Raw genomic sequence first — 15,906 nt, forward strand, 5'->3', positions numbered from 1 at the left:
CTCGTCCGTGCACCGCGCATTTCCGCGTCACTCGTTCGTGCGGTGAGCGTTCGTGCGGTGTACGTTTTCCGCGGTGAGCGTTCGTGCGGTGAGCGTTCGTGCGGTGAGCGTTCGTGCGGTGGGCGGTGGGCGGTTGCGGGGGATGTGGTGGACCCGTGTGCGGTGCGGTGCGCGGTTGGCGGCAGACTGACGGCGTGACACGCAAGTTGTTGAAGCGCGACGAGCGGGTCGCCAGCATTCTGGCGGCGGCGGCCCGTGCGTTTGGCGTGGGCGGGTTCGCGGCGACGTCCATGGAGGACATCGCGGCCGAGGCCGGCGTCACGAAACTCATCATCTACCGGCACTTCGACTCGAAGCAGGCGCTGTATGAGCGAGTGCTCGACGAGACCCGGGAGCGGCTCGCGGAGGCGCTGCGGTTCCGGGACCGGGCGCCCGCACCGGACATGATCGGGCAGCTCCTCGCGGCCGCGCGGGCCGAGCCGGCCGCGTTCGCGTTGCTGTTCCGGCATGCGGCCCGGGAGCCGCAGTTCGCGTCGTACGTGGCCGGGTTCCGCGACCGGGCGCTCGCCGCGGCCCTGCGCGGGATTCCGGAGTCGGTGCCGGATGACCTGCGCCGGTGGACGGCCGCGCTGTCGTTCTCGGTCGTCGTCGACGGGATCGTGCTGTGGCTCGACGAGGGTTCACCCGACCGCGACGCCGAAGTGACGGACCGCCTGCGTTCGCTCACGGCGGCGATCGTGACCGCCGGGTCGCCGCCGACGACTTGATGTGATGTCGAGCTGCGGCCGGTTTGTGCATGCTTATTTGCGGCCACCGTGACTGCCGGGCCCGCGCCGACGCCCTGATGTCGTAGCTGATGGTCCGTGCACGTTCGCTCATGATGGTCATCGTGACTGCCGGATCGCGCCAACGGCTTGATGTCGAGGTAACGGCCGGTTTGCGCACCCTCGCGGCGCGCAAGCAGCCTGCCTCAGCCCTTGACGCCCGACGCGGCCACGCCACGGACGAAGAAGCGCTGAAAGACGATGAACACGATGGCGACGGGAATGATCGTCAGGATCGAACCGGCCATCATCACCGGATAGTCGTAGGACTGGCCGCCCGCGCCGCCGCGGCCCAAAGTGGACAGTCCGAACGGGAGTGTCCACAGTGATGGACTGGCCCGGACCACGATGAGGGGGAGGAGGAACTCGTTCCAGACGCCCTGGAAGGACAGGATCGTCAGCGTGAGCAGGGCCGGGCGGGCCAGGGGCAGGACGATGTGCCAGTACGCGCCGAAGATCGAGGCGCCGTCGATCCGGGCCGCCTCCTCCAGCTCGCGGGGGAGCTCGACGAAGAACTGTCGCATGAGGAAGATGCCCATGGCGTCCACGGCCAGGGGCAGGATCAGTCCCGTGTACGAGTTCAGCAGGGTCAGTTCCTTCAGAACCAAGAACCTTGGAACGGTGAGTACGATTGGTGGTACCGCCAAGACTGAAACGACCCCGGCGAAGACAATGCTTCGACCGCGCCATTCCAAGCGGGCCAACGCGTATCCGGCCAGTGAGTCCAGGAACACCCGCAGCAGTGTGGCGGCCACCGTCACGACGATCGAGTTGAACGTCCATAGTGGAAAGTCGCTGTGCAGCAGGACGTCGCTCCAGGCCCGCAGGTCGAAGTGCAAGGGCCACGGGGTGACCGGGTGGGCGGCCACCTCCGGGCGGGACTTGAACGACGTGGCCAGGGACAGGATGAACGGATAGATGAAGATGACGGCGAACAGCGTCAGTGCGGCCCGGCGAACCATCAGCGCTCCCTGCGCAGGACCAGCCGCTGCAGGCCGGTGAAGACGAGGATGATGACGAACACGATGAACGCGATCGCGGCCGCCCGGCCCATCGAGGAGTTCTGGAAGCCTTCGCGGTAGACGAGGTACGCCGGCGTCAGTGTCGTTTTCTGCGGGCCGCCGGACGTCATCGCGTACACCTGGTCGAAAACCTGCCATGTGCCGATCAGACCCAGGGTGATGACGAGGAACAGTGTCGGTTTGAGCATCGGCAGCGTCACCCGCCAGAACAGTTGCGTGCGGCTGGCCCCGTCGACCTCGGCCGCCTCCTCGACCTCGGTCGGGATGTTCTGCAAGCCGGCCAGGAACATGAGCATGAACGTGCCCGTTGTTGTCCAGGTGGCCAGGATCATGATGGAGCTCAGCGCGACGCTCGGCCCGGACAGCCACTCCCACCACGACAGATCGAGGAACTCGTGCCGGAGCGGGCCCGGGGCGGAGTCGACGCCGACGGTGCGCAGCAGCAGGTGGATGAGCCCGTCGGAGTCGTCCAGCCAGACCAGGCCGATCTTGCCCGGCAGCAGCGCCGACAGGACCGAGTTGACGACACCGCTGGGGCTGAACAGGAACACGAAGATGAACGCGACGGCGATGGAGCTGGTGACGGACGGGAAGTAGAACGCGGCCCGGAAGAACGTCCGTCCCTTGAGGAGCTTGGCATTGACGATAACGGCCAGAACCAAGGCCAAGAACGTTTGCGCGGGTACTACTCCCAGGACGTAGTACACATTGTTGCGCAGACTCTTGGCGAAGTCGCCGCGCACGATGCCGGTGTTGGTGAGCAGGTCCTGGTAGTTGTCCGTGCCGGTCGGGGTCGAGGCGGACAGCGGGGCCAGGCCGCTCCAGTCGCGGAAGCTCACCCACAGTGCGAGCAGGATCGGCGCGACCATGAACACGGCGAGCAGGATGAGCGCGGGCGACACGAACAGCCAGCCGGCCGCACCCTGTCGCCCGCGGATCCCGCTCCGGCCGCGCGTGCGCGCAGCCGGAACGGGCGTGGTGGTGCTCATCAGCCGAGCACCGAGGAGCCGGCCTTCTGCGTGCCGGTCACGACTTCGTCGACCTGCTTGTTGCCTTTCGCCAGGCCCTGGATGCCGTCGTTGAACGTGTCGATGACGGTGCTGAAGCCGGGCACGAACACCGACTTCTTCGCGTAGTCGGCGCCGGACACGAACGCCTTCAGCTCCGGCTTGTCAGCAAGCCACTTATCGGCAAGCGACTTACGCGAGGGCATCACGGGGAACTCTTTCGTGATGGTGAGCTGCTCGTCGGGCGAGGTGAGGAACTTGACCAGGTCGAGCGAGGCGGCCTTGTTCTTCGACGCCTTCGCCACGCCGTAGCAGACGGAGAACGACATGGTGCCCTTGCCGGCCGGGCCCGCGGGGAGCTCGGCGACGGCGTACTTGGTGTTGGGGAAGTCGTTCTTCATCGCCCCGACGATCCAGTTGCCCTCGACGGTCATCGAGGTCAGGCCCTTGCCGAAGGCCTCGCCGCCCCAGCCGGCCCCGACCGCCGCGGGGGTGCCGAAGTTGCCGGCCTTGTGGTTGTCGGTGAGGTACTGCAGCGCCGTCTTCATCTGCGGCGTGTCCATCGTCATTTTCGTGACGTTGTCGTCGGTCGGCCACGCACCGGCCTGCGCGAAGAACGCGCCCCACCGGTAGAACTCCGGTGCCAGCACGAGCCCGGGGTGGCCGGGCTTGGTGAGCGCCTTCGCGGTGGTCGCCAGCTCCTCCCAGGTCTTGGGCGGCTGCAGGTTCGCGGCCTGGAAGTCGGCGGTGTTGTACACCAGCTGCAGCGTCGAGAAGTCTTTGGGCGCGCAGTAGTACGTCCCCTGGTACGTGAACGACTGCTTCAGGGTGTCGTAGAAGTCGCCGGGGTTGTCGACCTGGTCGCCGATCGCCTCCAGGGCGCCGCTCTTGCCCAGGTCCGGCAGCTTGTTGTCGTTGACGTAGAAGACGTCCGGCGGTTCGCCGCCGGCGAGGGCGGTGGTCAGCGCGGTGTCGTACTCGGGCAGCACCTTGAGCTCGACGGTGTTCTTGCCCTGCTTGTTGTAGTCGTCGATGGCCTTGCGCAGCACGGCGTCCTCGGCGGGGGAGGATGAGAACGCGAACATGGTCAGCTTCGCGCCCGTGGCCTCACCCTGGTTGCCGCTGCCGTCGTCGCCGCAGGCCGACGTGAACGCGAGGGTGGTTGCGAGTATGAGCGCCAGGGCGGGCCGAATGTGTCTCATGGTGGGATCACTCCTATGGGGGTGTCAGGACGTGCCGGTGCTGGACCCCCGGACGATCAGTTCGGGGGGCAGCAGGCGGGCGGCTTGCGAGCCGTCCGCCGGTGGGGGGTTGAGCAGGGCGGAGATCATCGCGTGGCCGGCCGCCTCGATCGGCTGCCGGACGCTGGACAGGTCGAGGGCGGCCGCGGTCGGGGTGTCGTCGAAGCCGACGACGGCGAGCTCGGCGCCGCGGGCGCGGACGGTCCGCAGCAGCCCGGCGGCGAGCGTGTCGGTGGCCGCGACGACCGCGGTCGGCGGGTCGGGGTCGTCGAGCAGGCGCGCGCCGAGCGCCGCTCCGGTGGCGATGGAGTCCTCGCCGCGCAGGTCCGGGCCGAGCGGGAGGCCGAGGCCGGCGCACGTCTCGCGCCAGCCCTCGGCGCGGCGGTCGGAGACCGCGGAGCCGTCGGGCCAGCCGGCGAACGCGATCCGGCGGTGCCCGAGCTCGGCGAGGTGCCGGGTCGCGGCCGCGGTGCCGGCCGTGTTGTCGACGTCGACCCACGGGTGGCCGTCGTCGTCGCCGGTGCGGCCGAACGCCGCGAACGGCACCCCGTGGGCCCGCAGCGCCGGTGGCCGCGGGTCGCCCGGGTGCAGGCCGTAGAGCACGAGGGCGTCGATCGCGCCGGCCTTGTAGAGGGCCACGGCGCCGGAGATCTCGCCGTCGGGGTCGTCGGCGGTGTAGAGCAGCAGGTGGTGGTCCTCGGCGCGGCCGGCGTCGGCGAGGGCGTGCAGGAACCGGTCGTGGATGCTGCCGAGCGCGTGCGGGTGGACGGGCTCGATGCGGTAACCGATCATCCGCGACGAGGCCGCCCGCAGGCCCTGGGCCAGGCGGTTGGGCCGGTATCCGAGCTGGGCGATGGCCGCCTCGACCCGGGCGCGTGTCTCCGGCCGGACCCGCTCGGGCGCGTTGAGCACGTTGGACACGGTCTGCCGGGACACCCCGGCGGCTCGCGCTACGTCCTCGACGGTGGGCTGCACAATCGCTCCCTGATGTCGTATGGTGCGTCGTGTTGAACGTTCAAATCTCGAATTGCGGGTTTTGAACGTTCAACACCGGATGACGGCACCGTCTCACCCGGTCATCGAGTTGTCAAGAGGAGGGTCGATGCGCCAGCCCTACCTGCACGAGCACGTCACGTGCGTGGCCGCCCCCGCGACCTGGCTCAGCGGACCCTCCGGCGAGCTCGCCGGGGACCCTGACGGCCTGTACGTCGAGGACCGCCGGGTGCTGGCCCGGTTCGCGGTCACCGTGGCCGGTCATGTCCCGGTCCCGATCGGGGCCAGACGCGTCGACGCCGCAACGGCCGAGTTCACCGCGGTCGTGCGCGAGCTCGGCGACGACGGCGCGGACCCGACCGTGACGCTGACCCGCCGCCGCACGGCCACCCCGCGCGGTGGCACGGAAACGCTCATCCTGGCGAACAATTCGCACGCGACGCTGTCCGTTCGTGTCGAAGTGCGCGCGGCGACGGACTTCGCGCGGATGGGCGCCGTGAAGGACGGTCACACGTCCGGCTTGTCCATTGTGGACGTGGCGGAAGGCGCAGCAGCTCCGGACGGCATGACCGTGACGGTGGCGGCGCAGCCGGCTCCCGCGGGCCCGCAACTGCGGTGGGACATCACGCTGCCACCGCGGCAGACGTGGAGCGCGCGGCTGACCTTCACCCGGTCCGATGTGGACGTCGCCGCCGACGAACCCGTCTCCAGTGTACTGTCGGTCACCGCTGACGATCGGCGCCTCGATGAGCTCGTGCGGACCGGGGCCGAGGACCTCGACGCGCTGCGGCGCACCGACGGGCCCGACGTGTACTACACCGCCGGCAGTCCCTGGTATCTCACGCTCTTCGGCCGCGACTCCCTCTGGGCGGCCCGGCTCGCGCTACCGATGGGCACCGAGGTCGCGGCCGGCACCCTGCGCGCCCTCGCCCGGCGGCAGGGCGTGCGGCACGACCCCGACACCGACGAGGAGCCGGGGAAGATCCTGCACGAGGTCCGCCCGCCGGACGCGTCCTACCACCTGCCGCCCGTGTACTACGGTACCGTCGACGCGACCGCGCTGTGGGTGAGCACCCTCGCCGACGCGTGGCGCTGGGGCCTGGCACCGTCCGAAGTGGAGCCGCTGCTGCCCAATGTGGAGCGGGCGCTGGGCTGGCTGGCCGGGCACGACGGCTTCATCGCCTACCGGGCCAGCGCCAAGGGCCTCACCAACCACGGCTGGAAGGACTCCGGCGACGGCGTCCAGCACGCCGACGGTCGCATCGCCGAGGGGCCTCTCGCGTTGAGCGAGGTGCAGGGGTACGCGTATCGGGCCGCGCTCGACGGTGCCGCCCTGCTCGACGCGTTCGGGCGCGGCGGCGGCGAGCGGTGGCGGGCCTGGGCGGCCGGGCTGGCCGAGCGGTTCCGCAAGGCGTTCTGGTGCCCCGGCGGCTACCCGGCGATCGCGCTGGACGGCTCGGGTGCGCAGGTCGACAGCATCGCGTCGAACATGGGCCACCTGCTCGGCACCGGCCTGCTCAACGCCGAGGAGAGCCGCGCCGTCGCCGGGCACGTCGCGGCCCTGGCCTCGCCGTTCGGGCTGCGCACGGTGGCGCCGGAGTCGGGCGGGTACAACCCCCTCTCCTATCATCTGGGCTCCGTCTGGCCCCACGACACCGCGATCGCCCTGCTCGGGCTGGTCCGCGACGGGCACTCCACCGAGGCCGCGGCGCTCGTGCGGGCGCTGCTGGCGGCGGGGGAGCGGTTCGGGTTCCGGCTGCCCGAGCTGTACGGCGGGGACGACGCGCCCACCCCGTATCCGGCCGCGTGCCGTCCACAGGCCTGGTCCGCGGCCGCGGGGCCGGCGCTGCTCACCGCGCTCCTCGGGCTCGACGTCGACGTGCCGGCCGGACGGGTCACGCTGCGACCCATGCGTCCGTCGCCGATCGGGGAGTACCGAATCCGAGGCTTGCGCATTGGCGGCGTGCCGGTCGACGTCTCGGTGAACGCCCACGGTAGCGCGACCGTCCACAGCGGACTCGAAGGTCTCTCCGTTGGCGGGGCGGCGGTGGCCGCGCGAGAATGAGTGGCATGGCTGAACACGATGTGGCAACGCTGTGGCGGCGGATCATCCAGGGCGAGGGAAAGTCCTGGGTCGTCTTCGAGCACGGGACCGTCGTCGTGCTGCCGGCCGCCGAGCCCGGTGCGGACCTGGGCGAGTCGGCGGTCGCGGTGCTGCGTGAATACGGTCCGGTGGCGCCGGGTTCGCCGGCCGGCGACTTCACCGTCATCCCGCTCGACCCCGGTCCCGGCTGGGTGGTGACCAGCCACCACCCGGACCTGCTCACGTATGTCGGGCCGGACGAGGTCACCGACACCGCGGCCGCGGCGGTCGGGCTCTATGGTCGCGGCAAACGCGAACAGGACGCCGCCGAGTGCACGATCGTGCACGCCGAGGACAACCGGCTCCCGGCACAGCCTTCAGCCGAGGAAGTCCAGTAGCGCCGGGATGTAGGCCGGGGAGCGCAGCGTGGTGGTGTGGTCGCCGCTCACCACGCGCCATTGCGCGCCCGGGATCGCGGCCGCCAGATCCTGCGGGCGGGCCGCGAGGGGGTCGTCCGCGCCGACCAGGACGAGCGTCGGCGCGGTGATCTGCTCGAGCCGGATCGGCGTCTTGTGCGCGGCGTACGCCTGGGCGGCGAGCGCGACCCGGTCGGCGCCCACCGCGTCGGCCAGGGTGCGGAAGCCCTTCGCCGGCGAGACCTCCACCGCCGTCGCCGACTCCGTGAGCAGGACCGCGGCCACCTCGGCCGGTGGCATCGCGCGGGTGTCGAGGCCGCCGAGCTCGGCCAGGCCCGCGCCGACGCCGGACAGGACCAGGCGGCGGACCCGGCGGTCGTGCGTCGCGAAGATCGCCGACACCACGCCGCCCATCGAGTAGCCGACCAGGTCGAGCTCGTCGACGCCGAGATGGGTGAGCAGTTGGGCGAGGTCGCGGGCCATGCGCGGCTCGCCGTAGAGGGCCGAGTCGTGCGGCTTGCCCGAGGCGCCGTGACCGCGGGCGTCCGGGGCGATCACCTCCCGGCCCGCCGCGACCAGGGCCGCCACCACGCCCGGGGCCTCGAAGTTGGTGACGGCGTCGACGACGAACCCGTGGTGCAGCACAACCGGCGGATGCTCCCCGGGCGCGCCCCAGCGGCGGTAGGCGATGGTGACCCCGTCGGACGCGCGGAACCGTTCCATCCACGGCAGGTTAGTGCATGGAACGTGCAGATTGAGGCTGGCGGCGAAAAACTTCCAGCGTTAGTTTAGAGCGCATGAGCGCGACCCTGTCCCTCGCCGCCGTCCTGGCCGAGTCGGCCCGCAAGTACCCACGGAAGATCGCCGTCGTCGACGGCGAGCAGCGGGTGACCTACGAAACTCTCTGGCGCGAGGCGCTGACCTGCGCCGCGAGCCTGCGGGAACGGGGCGTGCGGCCCGGCGACCGGGTCGCGGTGCAGATCCCGAACGTCGTCGATTTCCCCCGGGTGTACTTCGGGGCGCTCGCCCTGGGTGCGGTGGTCGTTCCTGTCCATTTGCTGCTCACAGCGGACGAGGTGGCGTACACGCTGCGGGACAGCGATGCGCGTTTGCTCATCTGTCACCCGAGCCAGGCGGTGACCGGCCAGGCCGCGGCCGAGCTCGCGGGCGTCCCCGTCATCGCGCCCGCGGACCTGCTCGGGGCCGAGCCGCTGCCCACCTACGCCTCCCGGGCCCCCGAGGACGCCGCGGTCGTGCTCTACACCAGCGGTACCACCGGCGAACCGAAAGGTGCCGTGCTCACGCACCTCAACCTGGTCATGAACACCGTCGTGAACGTGTTCGACGCGAACGACGCGCGCTCGTCCGACGTCGTGCTCGGCTGCCTGCCGCTCTTTCACACGTTCGGGCAGACCGTCGGTATGAACGGCACCTTCCGCCTCGGCGCCACCCTGGTGATGCTCGCCCGGTTCACCGGTGACGCCGCACTGGACGTGATGGTGCGCGAGAACGTCACCGTCTTCCACGGCGTGCCGACCATGTATGTCGCTTTGCTCGCCGCGGCCGAGGGTCGTGCGCAATTGCCGCAGCTGCGGCTGTGCATCTCCGGCGGGGCGGCGCTGCCGCTGGCCGTGCTCGAGAAGTTCAACGCGGCGTTCGGGACGAACATCTTTGAGGGGTACGGCCTGTCCGAGACGTCCCCGACCGCCACGACGAACCAGCCGCACTTCGGCACCCGCGCCGGCACCGTCGGCCACGCCATCTGGGGTGTCGAGGTCGAGATCGCCCGGCCGGAGATCGAGGAGCGCGTCGAGCTGCTTCCCGCGGGCACGCTCGGCGAGATCGTCATCCGCGGTCACAACGTGTTCGCCGGGTACCTCAACCGGCCCGACGACACCGCGCAGGCGGTCGTCGACGGCTGGTTCCGCTCCGGCGACCTCGGCACCAAGGACGCCGACGGGTTCATCACCATCGTCGACCGCAAGAAGGACCTGGTCATCCGGGGCGGGTTCAACGTCTACCCGCGCGAGGTCGAGGAGGCCGTGGCCCGGCACCCGGCCGTCATGCAGGTCGCGGTCATCGGCGTGCCCGACTCTGTGCACGGCGAGGAGATCTGCGCGGTGGTCGTGCGCGATCCGGCAGTACCGCTGAGCGAAGACGAACTCATCGAGTGGTCGAAGGAGCGTCTGGGCCGGCACAAGTACCCGCGCCGGGTGCACTTCGTCGAGGAGTTGCCGCTCGGCCCGAGCCACAAGGTCCTCAAGCGCGAACTGCGCCGGTCGTTCTCCTGATCGCGTTCTGTAACGTGGTCTGATGGCGAAGGGCAGGGCGCAGGCGATCACGTTGTACGGCGAGCCGGTGCTCCATCAGCCTTGCGCGGACGTGACCGACTTCGACCGCGACCTGGCTCGGCTCGTCGAGGACATGCGCGCTTCGATGCGGGCCGCGAACGGGGTCGGCCTCGCCGCCAACCAGATCGGCGTGGCGCTGCGCGTGTTCGTGTTCGACGTGCCCGATGCGAGCGGAGAAAAGCACAAAGGGCACATCGTCAATCCGGTGCTGCAGCCGTTCGCGTCGCCGGCGACAGTGAAGGACACTGAGGGCTGCTTGTCTGTGCCCGGTCCGCATACCGAGCTGCGCCGGGCCGCGGTGGCCACCGTGACCGGGTTCGACGTCGAGGGCCGCGAGCTGACTGTGACCGGCGATGGCTACCTGGCGCGCTGCCTGCAACACGAGTGCGATCACTTGAACGGCGTCGTGTACGTCGACCTGCTCTCCGGTCGTCGGCGCCGCAAGATCCTGGCCGAGGCCGGCCTGTCCGACCGCTGAGTTGTTCTGACCGCTCGTTCCGTGACCGCTCCTTTTCTGGCCGTTCGTTTGCGTGCCCGTCCGTTGTCTGCCTGCTCGTTTCCCCGGCTGCTCGTTTCCGCGACCGTTCGTTTCGGGCTGCTCGTTTCTGCGACCGTCCGTTTTGTGGCCGTTCGTTTGAGGGCTGCTCGTTTCCTGGCCGTTCGTTTGCGTGCCCGTCCGTTGTCTGCCTGCTCGTTTCTCCGGTCGCTCGTTTCCGCAACCGTTCGTTTCCCCGGCTGCTCGTTTCCGCGACCGTTCGTTTCGGGCTGCTCGTTTCCGCGGCCGTCCGTTTTGTGGCTGTTCGTTTCGAGGGCTGCTCGTTTCCTGATCGTTCGTTTCCGCGGCTGTCCGTGCTCTGACTGCTCGTTTCCTGACTGCTTGTTCCGCGACCGTCCGCCTTCGCATTGCTCGATCGCTGAACGCTCGTTGCCGCGGTCGTTCGTTCCTGGCTGCTTGTTTACAGCCTGATCTGCAGGCCCGCGGCGATTGCCAGGTCGGGTGCCTGGTCTGCGGTGATGATGGCGTCGCGGAGGGTGACTGTGCGCGGGTCGAATGCGGTGAGGACGCTGCCGCGTAGGTCGGCGCCCGTGAAGTCGGCGTCGGCGACAGTGGCGCCGGCGAAGTCGACGTTTGTCAGGATGGCGCCCTGGCAGTTTGCGGCGCTCAGGTCCGCGCGGTGGAAACGCGCGTTCGTGCACTCGGCGAGCGACAGGTCTGCGCGGGGCATGCTCACTTCTGTCCAGTCGCCGCCGGTGATGACCGTGCCGCTCAACGTGCAGCGGTCGAATGTGCTGCCGGCCAGGGTGCAGTCGCTCAATTGCGTGTCGAAGAAGTTGCAGCCCATGAACGTGCAGTCGGCGAATGTGCACTCGGTCAGTTGCGCGCAGTTGAAGCGGACGGCCACGAACGTGCATCGGATGAACGTCGATGCGGCGATGTCCGCCTCGGTCAGGTCGGCGTGCTCGAAACGGGCATCGGCGTGTTCGAGGTCGCGCAGTGGTCCGGCCAGCCAGTCGACCTCAAGCGGTTGCCGGTCTAGCGCGGGCGACTTGCCGGGTGTTGCCTTGCGGGGACGGCTCATGGGGTCCATTTTGGTGTCATGGTCACGCTGGACGAAGTCGCGGAGCTGGCGTCGCGCCTGCCGGAAGTGGTCGAGGGCGAGAGCCGGGGCAACCGATCGTGGGACGTCGCCGGGAAGACGTTCGCGTGGGAGCGGCCGTTCAGCAAGGCCGACATCAAACGGTTCGGCGGCGCCGAGGTGCCGGCCGGGCCGATCCTGGCGATCGTGGTCGCCGATCTGGGGGAGAAGGAGGCCGTGCTCGCCCAGGAGCGGCCCGGGTTCTTCACGATCCCGCATTTCAACGGGTACGCCGCGGTGCTGGTGCGGCTTGAGGCAGTACACCTGCCGCATCTTGAGGAATCGCTAGTGGACGGGTGGCTGGCGAAGGCCCCGCCGCGCCTCGCCGATGCCTTCCTCGCCGAACGCTGACCCGTGCAAACCTCACTGCGCGTTGCTGTTTCCGGGCGTCGACAGCCGGGTAGCGGATGCGCATGGTGGACATCGATTCCCGTACGGCCCGTTCATATGCGCGCAAAGCTTCCGACGAACGACCGCTGCGGGGGTACGCGACTGTGCTCGGCGTGTTCGCGGCGGCCGCCGGCGCCGTGGCCGGGGTGGCCCGGCTGACCGGCCGGCAGCTGCCCGAACGGCCCGCGGCGGGGGACCTGGCGCTGCTGGCCGTGGCGACGCACAAGGTGTCGCGGCTGATCACCAAGGACGCGATCACCAGTCCGCTGCGCGCGCCGTTCACCGAGTTCGAGGAGCCGGCGGGGGAGGCGGAGCTCAACGAGAGCCCGCGCGGGCACGGCGCCCGGCACGCCGTCGGCGAGCTGCTCACCTGCCCGTTCTGCACCGGCGTCTGGGTGGCCGGCGGGCTGGCCGCGGGCCTCGTGTTCGCGCCGCGGCTGACCCGGTTCGGGATGGGCGTGGCGGCGGCGGTCGCGGGCTCGGACTTCCTGCACCTGGCGTACGACGCCGCGAAGAAGTCCGCGGGCGGTTCCTAGGATCGTTCTGTGCGAAACGCGCGCAGCCACAGGTCGGTGATCGTGTTCAGGCGCTGCACGTCGAGTGCGTAGTGGCGTTCGCGGCCCACGGCGGTGACCGCGACCAGGCCCGCCGCCTCGAGTTCGCGCAGGTGGCGGGTCACCGTTGGCCAGGCGTGCGAGAACCGCTTGGCGAGCTGGCCCGACGTCATCGCGCCGCCCCGGGCGTGCAGAACCTGCAAAATGTGCCGGCGGGTCGGGTGGGCGAGCGCGTGGAACACCGCCTCGATGTCGTGCAGCTCGCGCTCGCCCCGGCTGAGGCCGCCGCTGGTCAGTGCGCGACCTCGAGCGGGTGGACGGCCAGGTGGGCGCGCACCGGTTCGGTGCTGCCCGGCGCCCACATCGTGGCCATCCGCTCCCAGATTTCGGAGATCGCGGGGTGGGTGTGGGCGTGCTGGGCCGCGCTGCCGCTCGACCACTCGAAGATCTCGACGATCGGCACGCCGCCGTCGGGCCCGGCGTCGCCGGCGTAGTACTGCGGCGCGGTCGCCGTCACGAGCTCCAGCTCGCGCAGGACCGGCCAGTGGCGCCCGAGCAGCTCCTGGAACTCGCCCAGAGCGTCGGCGCGCACACGGTACGTGCTGATGATGGTGAGGTTCTCGTCCTCGGTCATGGCCCGGAAGCTTAGCAGAATCGCTAAGTGTTGACCGGCCCCTGTACTCAATGAACACAACGCGCGGCCGGGTCCGCGCGCGCGGCGCGGATGCGATAGTGACGATGCTTGCCAGAGAGCGCTCTCTCGCAAGATCAATTTCGCTTCTCGCATCTGGGAGTCACCGCCATGACCTCTCGACTGCGCCTGCTCTGGGGCGCGCTCGTCCTGTCCGCCGCCGCGGCCATCACCGCCGCGGTCACCGTCGCCGCCGTCCCGCCCGCCCACGCCGCCGACGTGGTGCTGTCGCAGAACCGGCCCGTCACCGCCTCCTCGCAGGAGAACGGCGGCACCCCCGCGTCCGCCGCCGTCGACGGCAACACCGGCACCCGCTGGTCGAGCGCGTTCGCGGCGACGCAGTGGTTCCAGGTCGACCTCGGCTCGGCCGCGACCGTCAGTCGCATCGACATCGCCTGGGAGAACGCGTACGCGAAGGCGTTCAGCATCCAGTTCTCGTCCGACGGGAGCGCGTACACCCAGGCGTATTCGACAACGACAGGTCCGGGCGGCAAACAGAGCATCGCGGCTACCGGTACTGCGCGATTCGTGCGCATCAACCTGACCGTTCGCGCACTGGCCGCCTACGGGTACTCCTTCTGGGAGTTCCAGGTCTTCGGCACCGGCAGCCCGGCCGCCACCCGCGCGATCAACGGCCTCACGCTGGTCAACAACGCCACTCGCAAGCCGATCCTCGGCCCCGGCCCGCTCGTCGACGGCACCGTCGTCGACCTGACCAGGCTGGCCAACCGTGGCCTGAGCGTCCGCGCCGACCTGGCCGCCGGTGCGTCCCCGACGAGCGTCGCGTTCACGATGACCGGCGCCAAGGGCACAAGCTATGCAAGAACGGAGACGCAGCAGCCGTACTTCCTGTGCAACGACTACACCGACTGTCCACTGCTGGCGGCGCCGGATGCCTATACGCTCACCGCCCAGGCCTATACGAGCACAGGTACGCAGCTCGGCGCGGCCTACACCGTGCACTTCACGATCACCGCGACGGCAACCGTGCAGTCCCCGGTGGACGTTCTGTTCGTCGGCAACAGCCTGATCGGTACCGCCACCGCCGCCACCGGTGAGGACACTCCCGCGCTGGTCCGCCACCTCGCGACCGCGGCCGGCCGCACGGTCAACGTCACCGAGGTCATCCACTTCGGCAACACGCTGCAGCAGACCTGGGACGGCGGCGAGGTCGCGGCCGCGCTGAGCGGCACGAAACAGTACGACTTCATCGTCCTGCAGGAGTACAGCACGCTCGTCGCGACCAACCCCGCGCAGGCGACGAACACCCTCGTGAACACCTACGCGCCGACGTTCGCGCGTTCGCTCAAACCGGGCGGCAAGGTTGTGTTGTTCAAGAACTGGGCGCTCGTCGACCCGGCCCCGTTCGCGACCCGCGCCGCCGAGACCGCCGCGATCGACTCGGGCTACACGGCGATGTCGGCGGCCCTCGGTCAGGCGAACCTGATCGCCCCGATCAGCGACGAGTTCGAGACGATCATCGCCGGCAAAGGCACGTCATACCTGATCGTCGCGGACGGCAAACACCCGAACGACACGGCGATCTATCTCGACGCGGCGACGCTGTACGGCATCCTGCTGCGCGAGTCCCCTCGCAACCTGCCCGACCTGTACCTCGCTAACGCGGTCGCCGCGAACCTGCGCACGGTCGCAGCGTCAGCGATCGGCTATTGAGACGCGGTCGGCCCGGGGTCGATCGTCCGCTCCGGGTCGGTCGCCGACTCCGGGCAGACCGTCGGTTCCAAGCTCATTGTTGGCTCTGAGCCGATCATCTACTCCGGGCTGATCGTCGGCTCCGTGCCGAGAACTGGCTCCGGGCTGGCCGCCAACTCCGGGCCGAGGGCTGGCTCCGGGCTGGTCGCCAACTCCGGGTCGATCGCTGGCTCCGTGCCAAGAGCTGGCTCCGGGTCGAGAGCTGGCTCCGGGTCGAGAGCTGGCTCCGGGTCGAGAGCTGGCTCCGTGCCAAGAGCTGGCTCCGTGCCGAGAACTGGCTCCGGGCCGAGCGCCGGCTCCGGGTCGAGAGCTGGCTCCAGGCTGATCGTCGGTTCTGGGCTGACGTACACCCAAAGATCAAGCATGGTGTCCGGGTCGAGTGGGAGATGCAGCTCGCCGACCCGGGCCCACCCCTCGCGCTCATACAGTGCCACCGCCGTGGCCAGTTGCATCCCCACGTCGAGCACCGCCCGCCGCCCGAGCTTCGGCGCCTGATCGGCCGCATGCCGCAGCAGCAACCGGCCCAGCCCGGTGCGCCGCATCGACGGCGAGACGAACAACCGCGCGAGCAGCGCCAGCCCCCCGACCGGAATGCCGGTCTTCTCGCTGGCGAGCTCCACGGTCGGGTCCTCGTCGGGCGTGTGGAGCGCGACATGCCCGACGATGCGTCCGTCGTCCTCCGCCACCCAGGCCGCCGTCTCATGCCCGGAGTCGAGAAACTCCGGCACCTCCTCGGCGGTGATGTACAACGGGTAGTGATCCTCCCGATGCACCTCGAGCAGCAACTCGAGGCTCGCGGCAGCGTCGTCCGGCGTTTTCGCACGAATCAGCACGGCCGCATCGTAATGCCGCTGCCCGTCGCGGCGGGGTGAGCGGCGGGGTGGCCGTTCGTCTCGCCCGGATGCCAGCCAACGCCGACGCGCTGCTCGCGCCGATCCGGGCCGCGCTACCGAGCGCCCCCGACCACGCCGGTTTCGTCTCGCC

At 69.9% G+C, this 15,906-nt stretch carries 17 protein-coding genes; 8 read left to right on the top strand and 9 right to left on the bottom strand.

The features are described from left to right. Positions 1 to 194 precede the first annotated feature (194 nt). On the top strand, positions 195 to 767 hold the full coding sequence (locus ACIA8L_RS42645) for a TetR/AcrR family transcriptional regulator (RefSeq protein ID WP_395913783.1): 573 nt from the start codon (positions 195 to 197) through the stop codon (positions 765 to 767). A 203-nt stretch (positions 768 to 970) separates the two neighbouring features. On the opposite strand, the gene ACIA8L_RS42650 is transcribed toward ACIA8L_RS42645, so the two are convergent. From ACIA8L_RS42650 to ACIA8L_RS42665, 4 genes are read right to left on the bottom strand one after another with little or no spacing between them, the layout of a single operon-like run. After that, positions 971 to 1,786 carry a carbohydrate ABC transporter permease gene (locus ACIA8L_RS42650; protein ID WP_395913784.1) on the bottom strand — a complete coding sequence of 272 codons (816 nt, stop codon included), beginning with the start codon at positions 1,784 to 1,786 and terminating at the stop codon, positions 971 to 973. Next, on the bottom strand, positions 1,786 to 2,835 hold the full coding sequence (locus ACIA8L_RS42655; protein WP_395913786.1) for a carbohydrate ABC transporter permease: 1,050 nt from the start codon (positions 2,833 to 2,835) through the stop codon (positions 1,786 to 1,788). The genes ACIA8L_RS42650 and ACIA8L_RS42655 overlap by 1 nt, the downstream gene beginning before the upstream one ends. Next, the gene (locus ACIA8L_RS42660; RefSeq protein WP_395913788.1) at positions 2,835 to 4,055 is read right to left on the bottom strand and encodes an extracellular solute-binding protein; all 1,221 of its coding nucleotides are present in this window, start codon (positions 4,053 to 4,055) and stop codon (positions 2,835 to 2,837) included. The genes ACIA8L_RS42655 and ACIA8L_RS42660 overlap by 1 nt, the downstream gene beginning before the upstream one ends. Before the next feature lie 24 nt (positions 4,056 to 4,079). Then, entirely contained in the window at positions 4,080 to 5,069 is a 990-nt protein-coding gene (locus ACIA8L_RS42665; RefSeq protein ID WP_395913789.1) for a LacI family DNA-binding transcriptional regulator, read from the bottom strand. Between the two features lie 127 nt (positions 5,070 to 5,196). Here ACIA8L_RS42665 and ACIA8L_RS42670 point away from each other — a divergent pair, with 127 nt between their 5' ends. Further along, complete coding sequence (locus ACIA8L_RS42670) at positions 5,197 to 7,152, top strand: glycogen debranching N-terminal domain-containing protein (RefSeq protein ID WP_395913791.1); 1,956 nt, start codon at positions 5,197 to 5,199, stop codon at positions 7,150 to 7,152. A 5-nt stretch (positions 7,153 to 7,157) separates the two neighbouring features. Continuing rightward, positions 7,158 to 7,568, top strand: coding sequence for a hypothetical protein (locus ACIA8L_RS42675; RefSeq protein ID WP_395913793.1), 411 nt, complete (start codon positions 7,158 to 7,160; stop codon positions 7,566 to 7,568). Here the strand turns inward: ACIA8L_RS42675 and ACIA8L_RS42680 are convergent. After that, positions 7,548 to 8,309, bottom strand: coding sequence for an alpha/beta fold hydrolase (locus ACIA8L_RS42680; protein WP_395913795.1), 762 nt, complete (start codon positions 8,307 to 8,309; stop codon positions 7,548 to 7,550). The genes ACIA8L_RS42675 and ACIA8L_RS42680 overlap by 21 nt on opposite strands. 74 nt (positions 8,310 to 8,383) lie before the next feature. On the opposite strand from ACIA8L_RS42680, the gene ACIA8L_RS42685 reads away from it, so the two are divergent. Together ACIA8L_RS42685 and def are read left to right on the top strand one after the other, a co-directional pair. Continuing rightward, positions 8,384 to 9,877: a long-chain fatty acid--CoA ligase gene (locus ACIA8L_RS42685; RefSeq protein WP_395913797.1), complete on the top strand. Its 1,494-nt coding sequence runs from the start codon at positions 8,384 to 8,386 to the stop codon at positions 9,875 to 9,877. 22 nt (positions 9,878 to 9,899) lie between these two features. After that, the gene (gene def, locus ACIA8L_RS42690) at positions 9,900 to 10,415 is read left to right on the top strand and encodes a peptide deformylase (protein ID WP_395913799.1); all 516 of its coding nucleotides are present in this window, start codon (positions 9,900 to 9,902) and stop codon (positions 10,413 to 10,415) included. 478 nt (positions 10,416 to 10,893) lie between these two features. Here the strand turns inward: def and ACIA8L_RS42695 are convergent, their stop codons facing one another. Then, entirely contained in the window at positions 10,894 to 11,517 is a 624-nt protein-coding gene (locus tag ACIA8L_RS42695) for a pentapeptide repeat-containing protein (protein ID WP_395913801.1), read from the bottom strand. Between the two features lie 18 nt (positions 11,518 to 11,535). On the opposite strand from ACIA8L_RS42695, the gene ACIA8L_RS42700 reads away from it, so the two are divergent. Both ACIA8L_RS42700 and ACIA8L_RS42705 read left to right on the top strand, forming a co-directional pair. Beyond that, positions 11,536 to 11,925, top strand: coding sequence for an MmcQ/YjbR family DNA-binding protein (locus ACIA8L_RS42700; protein ID WP_395913803.1), 390 nt, complete (start codon positions 11,536 to 11,538; stop codon positions 11,923 to 11,925). Between the two features lie 62 nt (positions 11,926 to 11,987). Continuing rightward, on the top strand, positions 11,988 to 12,500 hold the full coding sequence (locus ACIA8L_RS42705) for a DUF1360 domain-containing protein (RefSeq protein ID WP_395913804.1): 513 nt from the start codon (positions 11,988 to 11,990) through the stop codon (positions 12,498 to 12,500). Here ACIA8L_RS42705 and ACIA8L_RS42710 read toward each other — a convergent pair. Then, positions 12,497 to 12,760 (bottom strand): ArsR/SmtB family transcription factor, encoded by a 264-nt coding sequence (locus ACIA8L_RS42710; RefSeq protein WP_395913806.1) that lies wholly within the window; start codon positions 12,758 to 12,760, stop codon positions 12,497 to 12,499. The two genes, ACIA8L_RS42705 and ACIA8L_RS42710, sit on opposite strands and share 4 nt — an antisense overlap. Before the next feature lie 50 nt (positions 12,761 to 12,810). Next, a complete protein-coding gene (locus ACIA8L_RS42715) occupies positions 12,811 to 13,152 on the bottom strand; it encodes a hypothetical protein (protein WP_395913807.1) in 342 nt (113 codons plus the stop codon). 168 nt (positions 13,153 to 13,320) lie between these two features. On the opposite strand from ACIA8L_RS42715, the gene ACIA8L_RS42720 reads away from it, so the two are divergent. Next, on the top strand, positions 13,321 to 14,883 hold the full coding sequence (locus tag ACIA8L_RS42720; RefSeq protein ID WP_395913809.1) for a discoidin domain-containing protein: 1,563 nt from the start codon (positions 13,321 to 13,323) through the stop codon (positions 14,881 to 14,883). Between the two features lie 98 nt (positions 14,884 to 14,981). Here the strand turns inward: ACIA8L_RS42720 and ACIA8L_RS42725 are convergent, their stop codons facing one another. Continuing rightward, positions 14,982 to 15,755, bottom strand: a complete 774-nt coding sequence (locus tag ACIA8L_RS42725) for a GNAT family N-acetyltransferase (protein ID WP_395913811.1) — start codon at positions 15,753 to 15,755, stop codon at positions 14,982 to 14,984. Between the last annotated feature and the right edge of the window lie 151 nt (positions 15,756 to 15,906).

Source organism: Dactylosporangium sp. NPDC051541, from assembly GCF_044454505.1.
Classification (GTDB): Bacteria; Actinomycetota; Actinomycetes; order Mycobacteriales; family Micromonosporaceae; genus Dactylosporangium.

Excerpts from the sequence above, each read along its gene's own strand:
- ACIA8L_RS42650 (WP_395913784.1), bottom strand. The coding sequence starts at position 1,786 with ATGGTTCGCCGGGCCGCACTGACGCTGTTCGCCGTCATCTTCATCTAT.
- ACIA8L_RS42655 (WP_395913786.1), bottom strand. The coding sequence starts at position 2,835 with ATGAGCACCACCACGCCCGTTCCGGCTGCGCGCACGCGCGGCCGGAGC.
- ACIA8L_RS42660 (WP_395913788.1), bottom strand. The coding sequence starts at position 4,055 with ATGAGACACATTCGGCCCGCCCTGGCGCTCATACTCGCAACCACCCTC.
- ACIA8L_RS42670 (WP_395913791.1), top strand. The coding sequence starts at position 5,197 with ATGCGCCAGCCCTACCTGCACGAGCACGTCACGTGCGTGGCCGCCCCC.
- ACIA8L_RS42675 (WP_395913793.1), top strand. The coding sequence starts at position 7,158 with ATGGCTGAACACGATGTGGCAACGCTGTGGCGGCGGATCATCCAGGGC.
- ACIA8L_RS42680 (WP_395913795.1), bottom strand. The coding sequence starts at position 8,309 with ATGGAACGGTTCCGCGCGTCCGACGGGGTCACCATCGCCTACCGCCGC.
- ACIA8L_RS42685 (WP_395913797.1), top strand. The coding sequence starts at position 8,384 with ATGAGCGCGACCCTGTCCCTCGCCGCCGTCCTGGCCGAGTCGGCCCGC.
- def (WP_395913799.1), top strand. The coding sequence starts at position 9,900 with ATGGCGAAGGGCAGGGCGCAGGCGATCACGTTGTACGGCGAGCCGGTG.
- ACIA8L_RS42695 (WP_395913801.1), bottom strand. The coding sequence starts at position 11,517 with ATGAGCCGTCCCCGCAAGGCAACACCCGGCAAGTCGCCCGCGCTAGAC.
- ACIA8L_RS42700 (WP_395913803.1), top strand. The coding sequence starts at position 11,536 with ATGGTCACGCTGGACGAAGTCGCGGAGCTGGCGTCGCGCCTGCCGGAA.
- ACIA8L_RS42705 (WP_395913804.1), top strand. The coding sequence starts at position 11,988 with ATGGTGGACATCGATTCCCGTACGGCCCGTTCATATGCGCGCAAAGCT.
- ACIA8L_RS42715 (WP_395913807.1), bottom strand. The coding sequence starts at position 13,152 with ATGACCGAGGACGAGAACCTCACCATCATCAGCACGTACCGTGTGCGC.
- ACIA8L_RS42720 (WP_395913809.1), top strand. The coding sequence starts at position 13,321 with ATGACCTCTCGACTGCGCCTGCTCTGGGGCGCGCTCGTCCTGTCCGCC.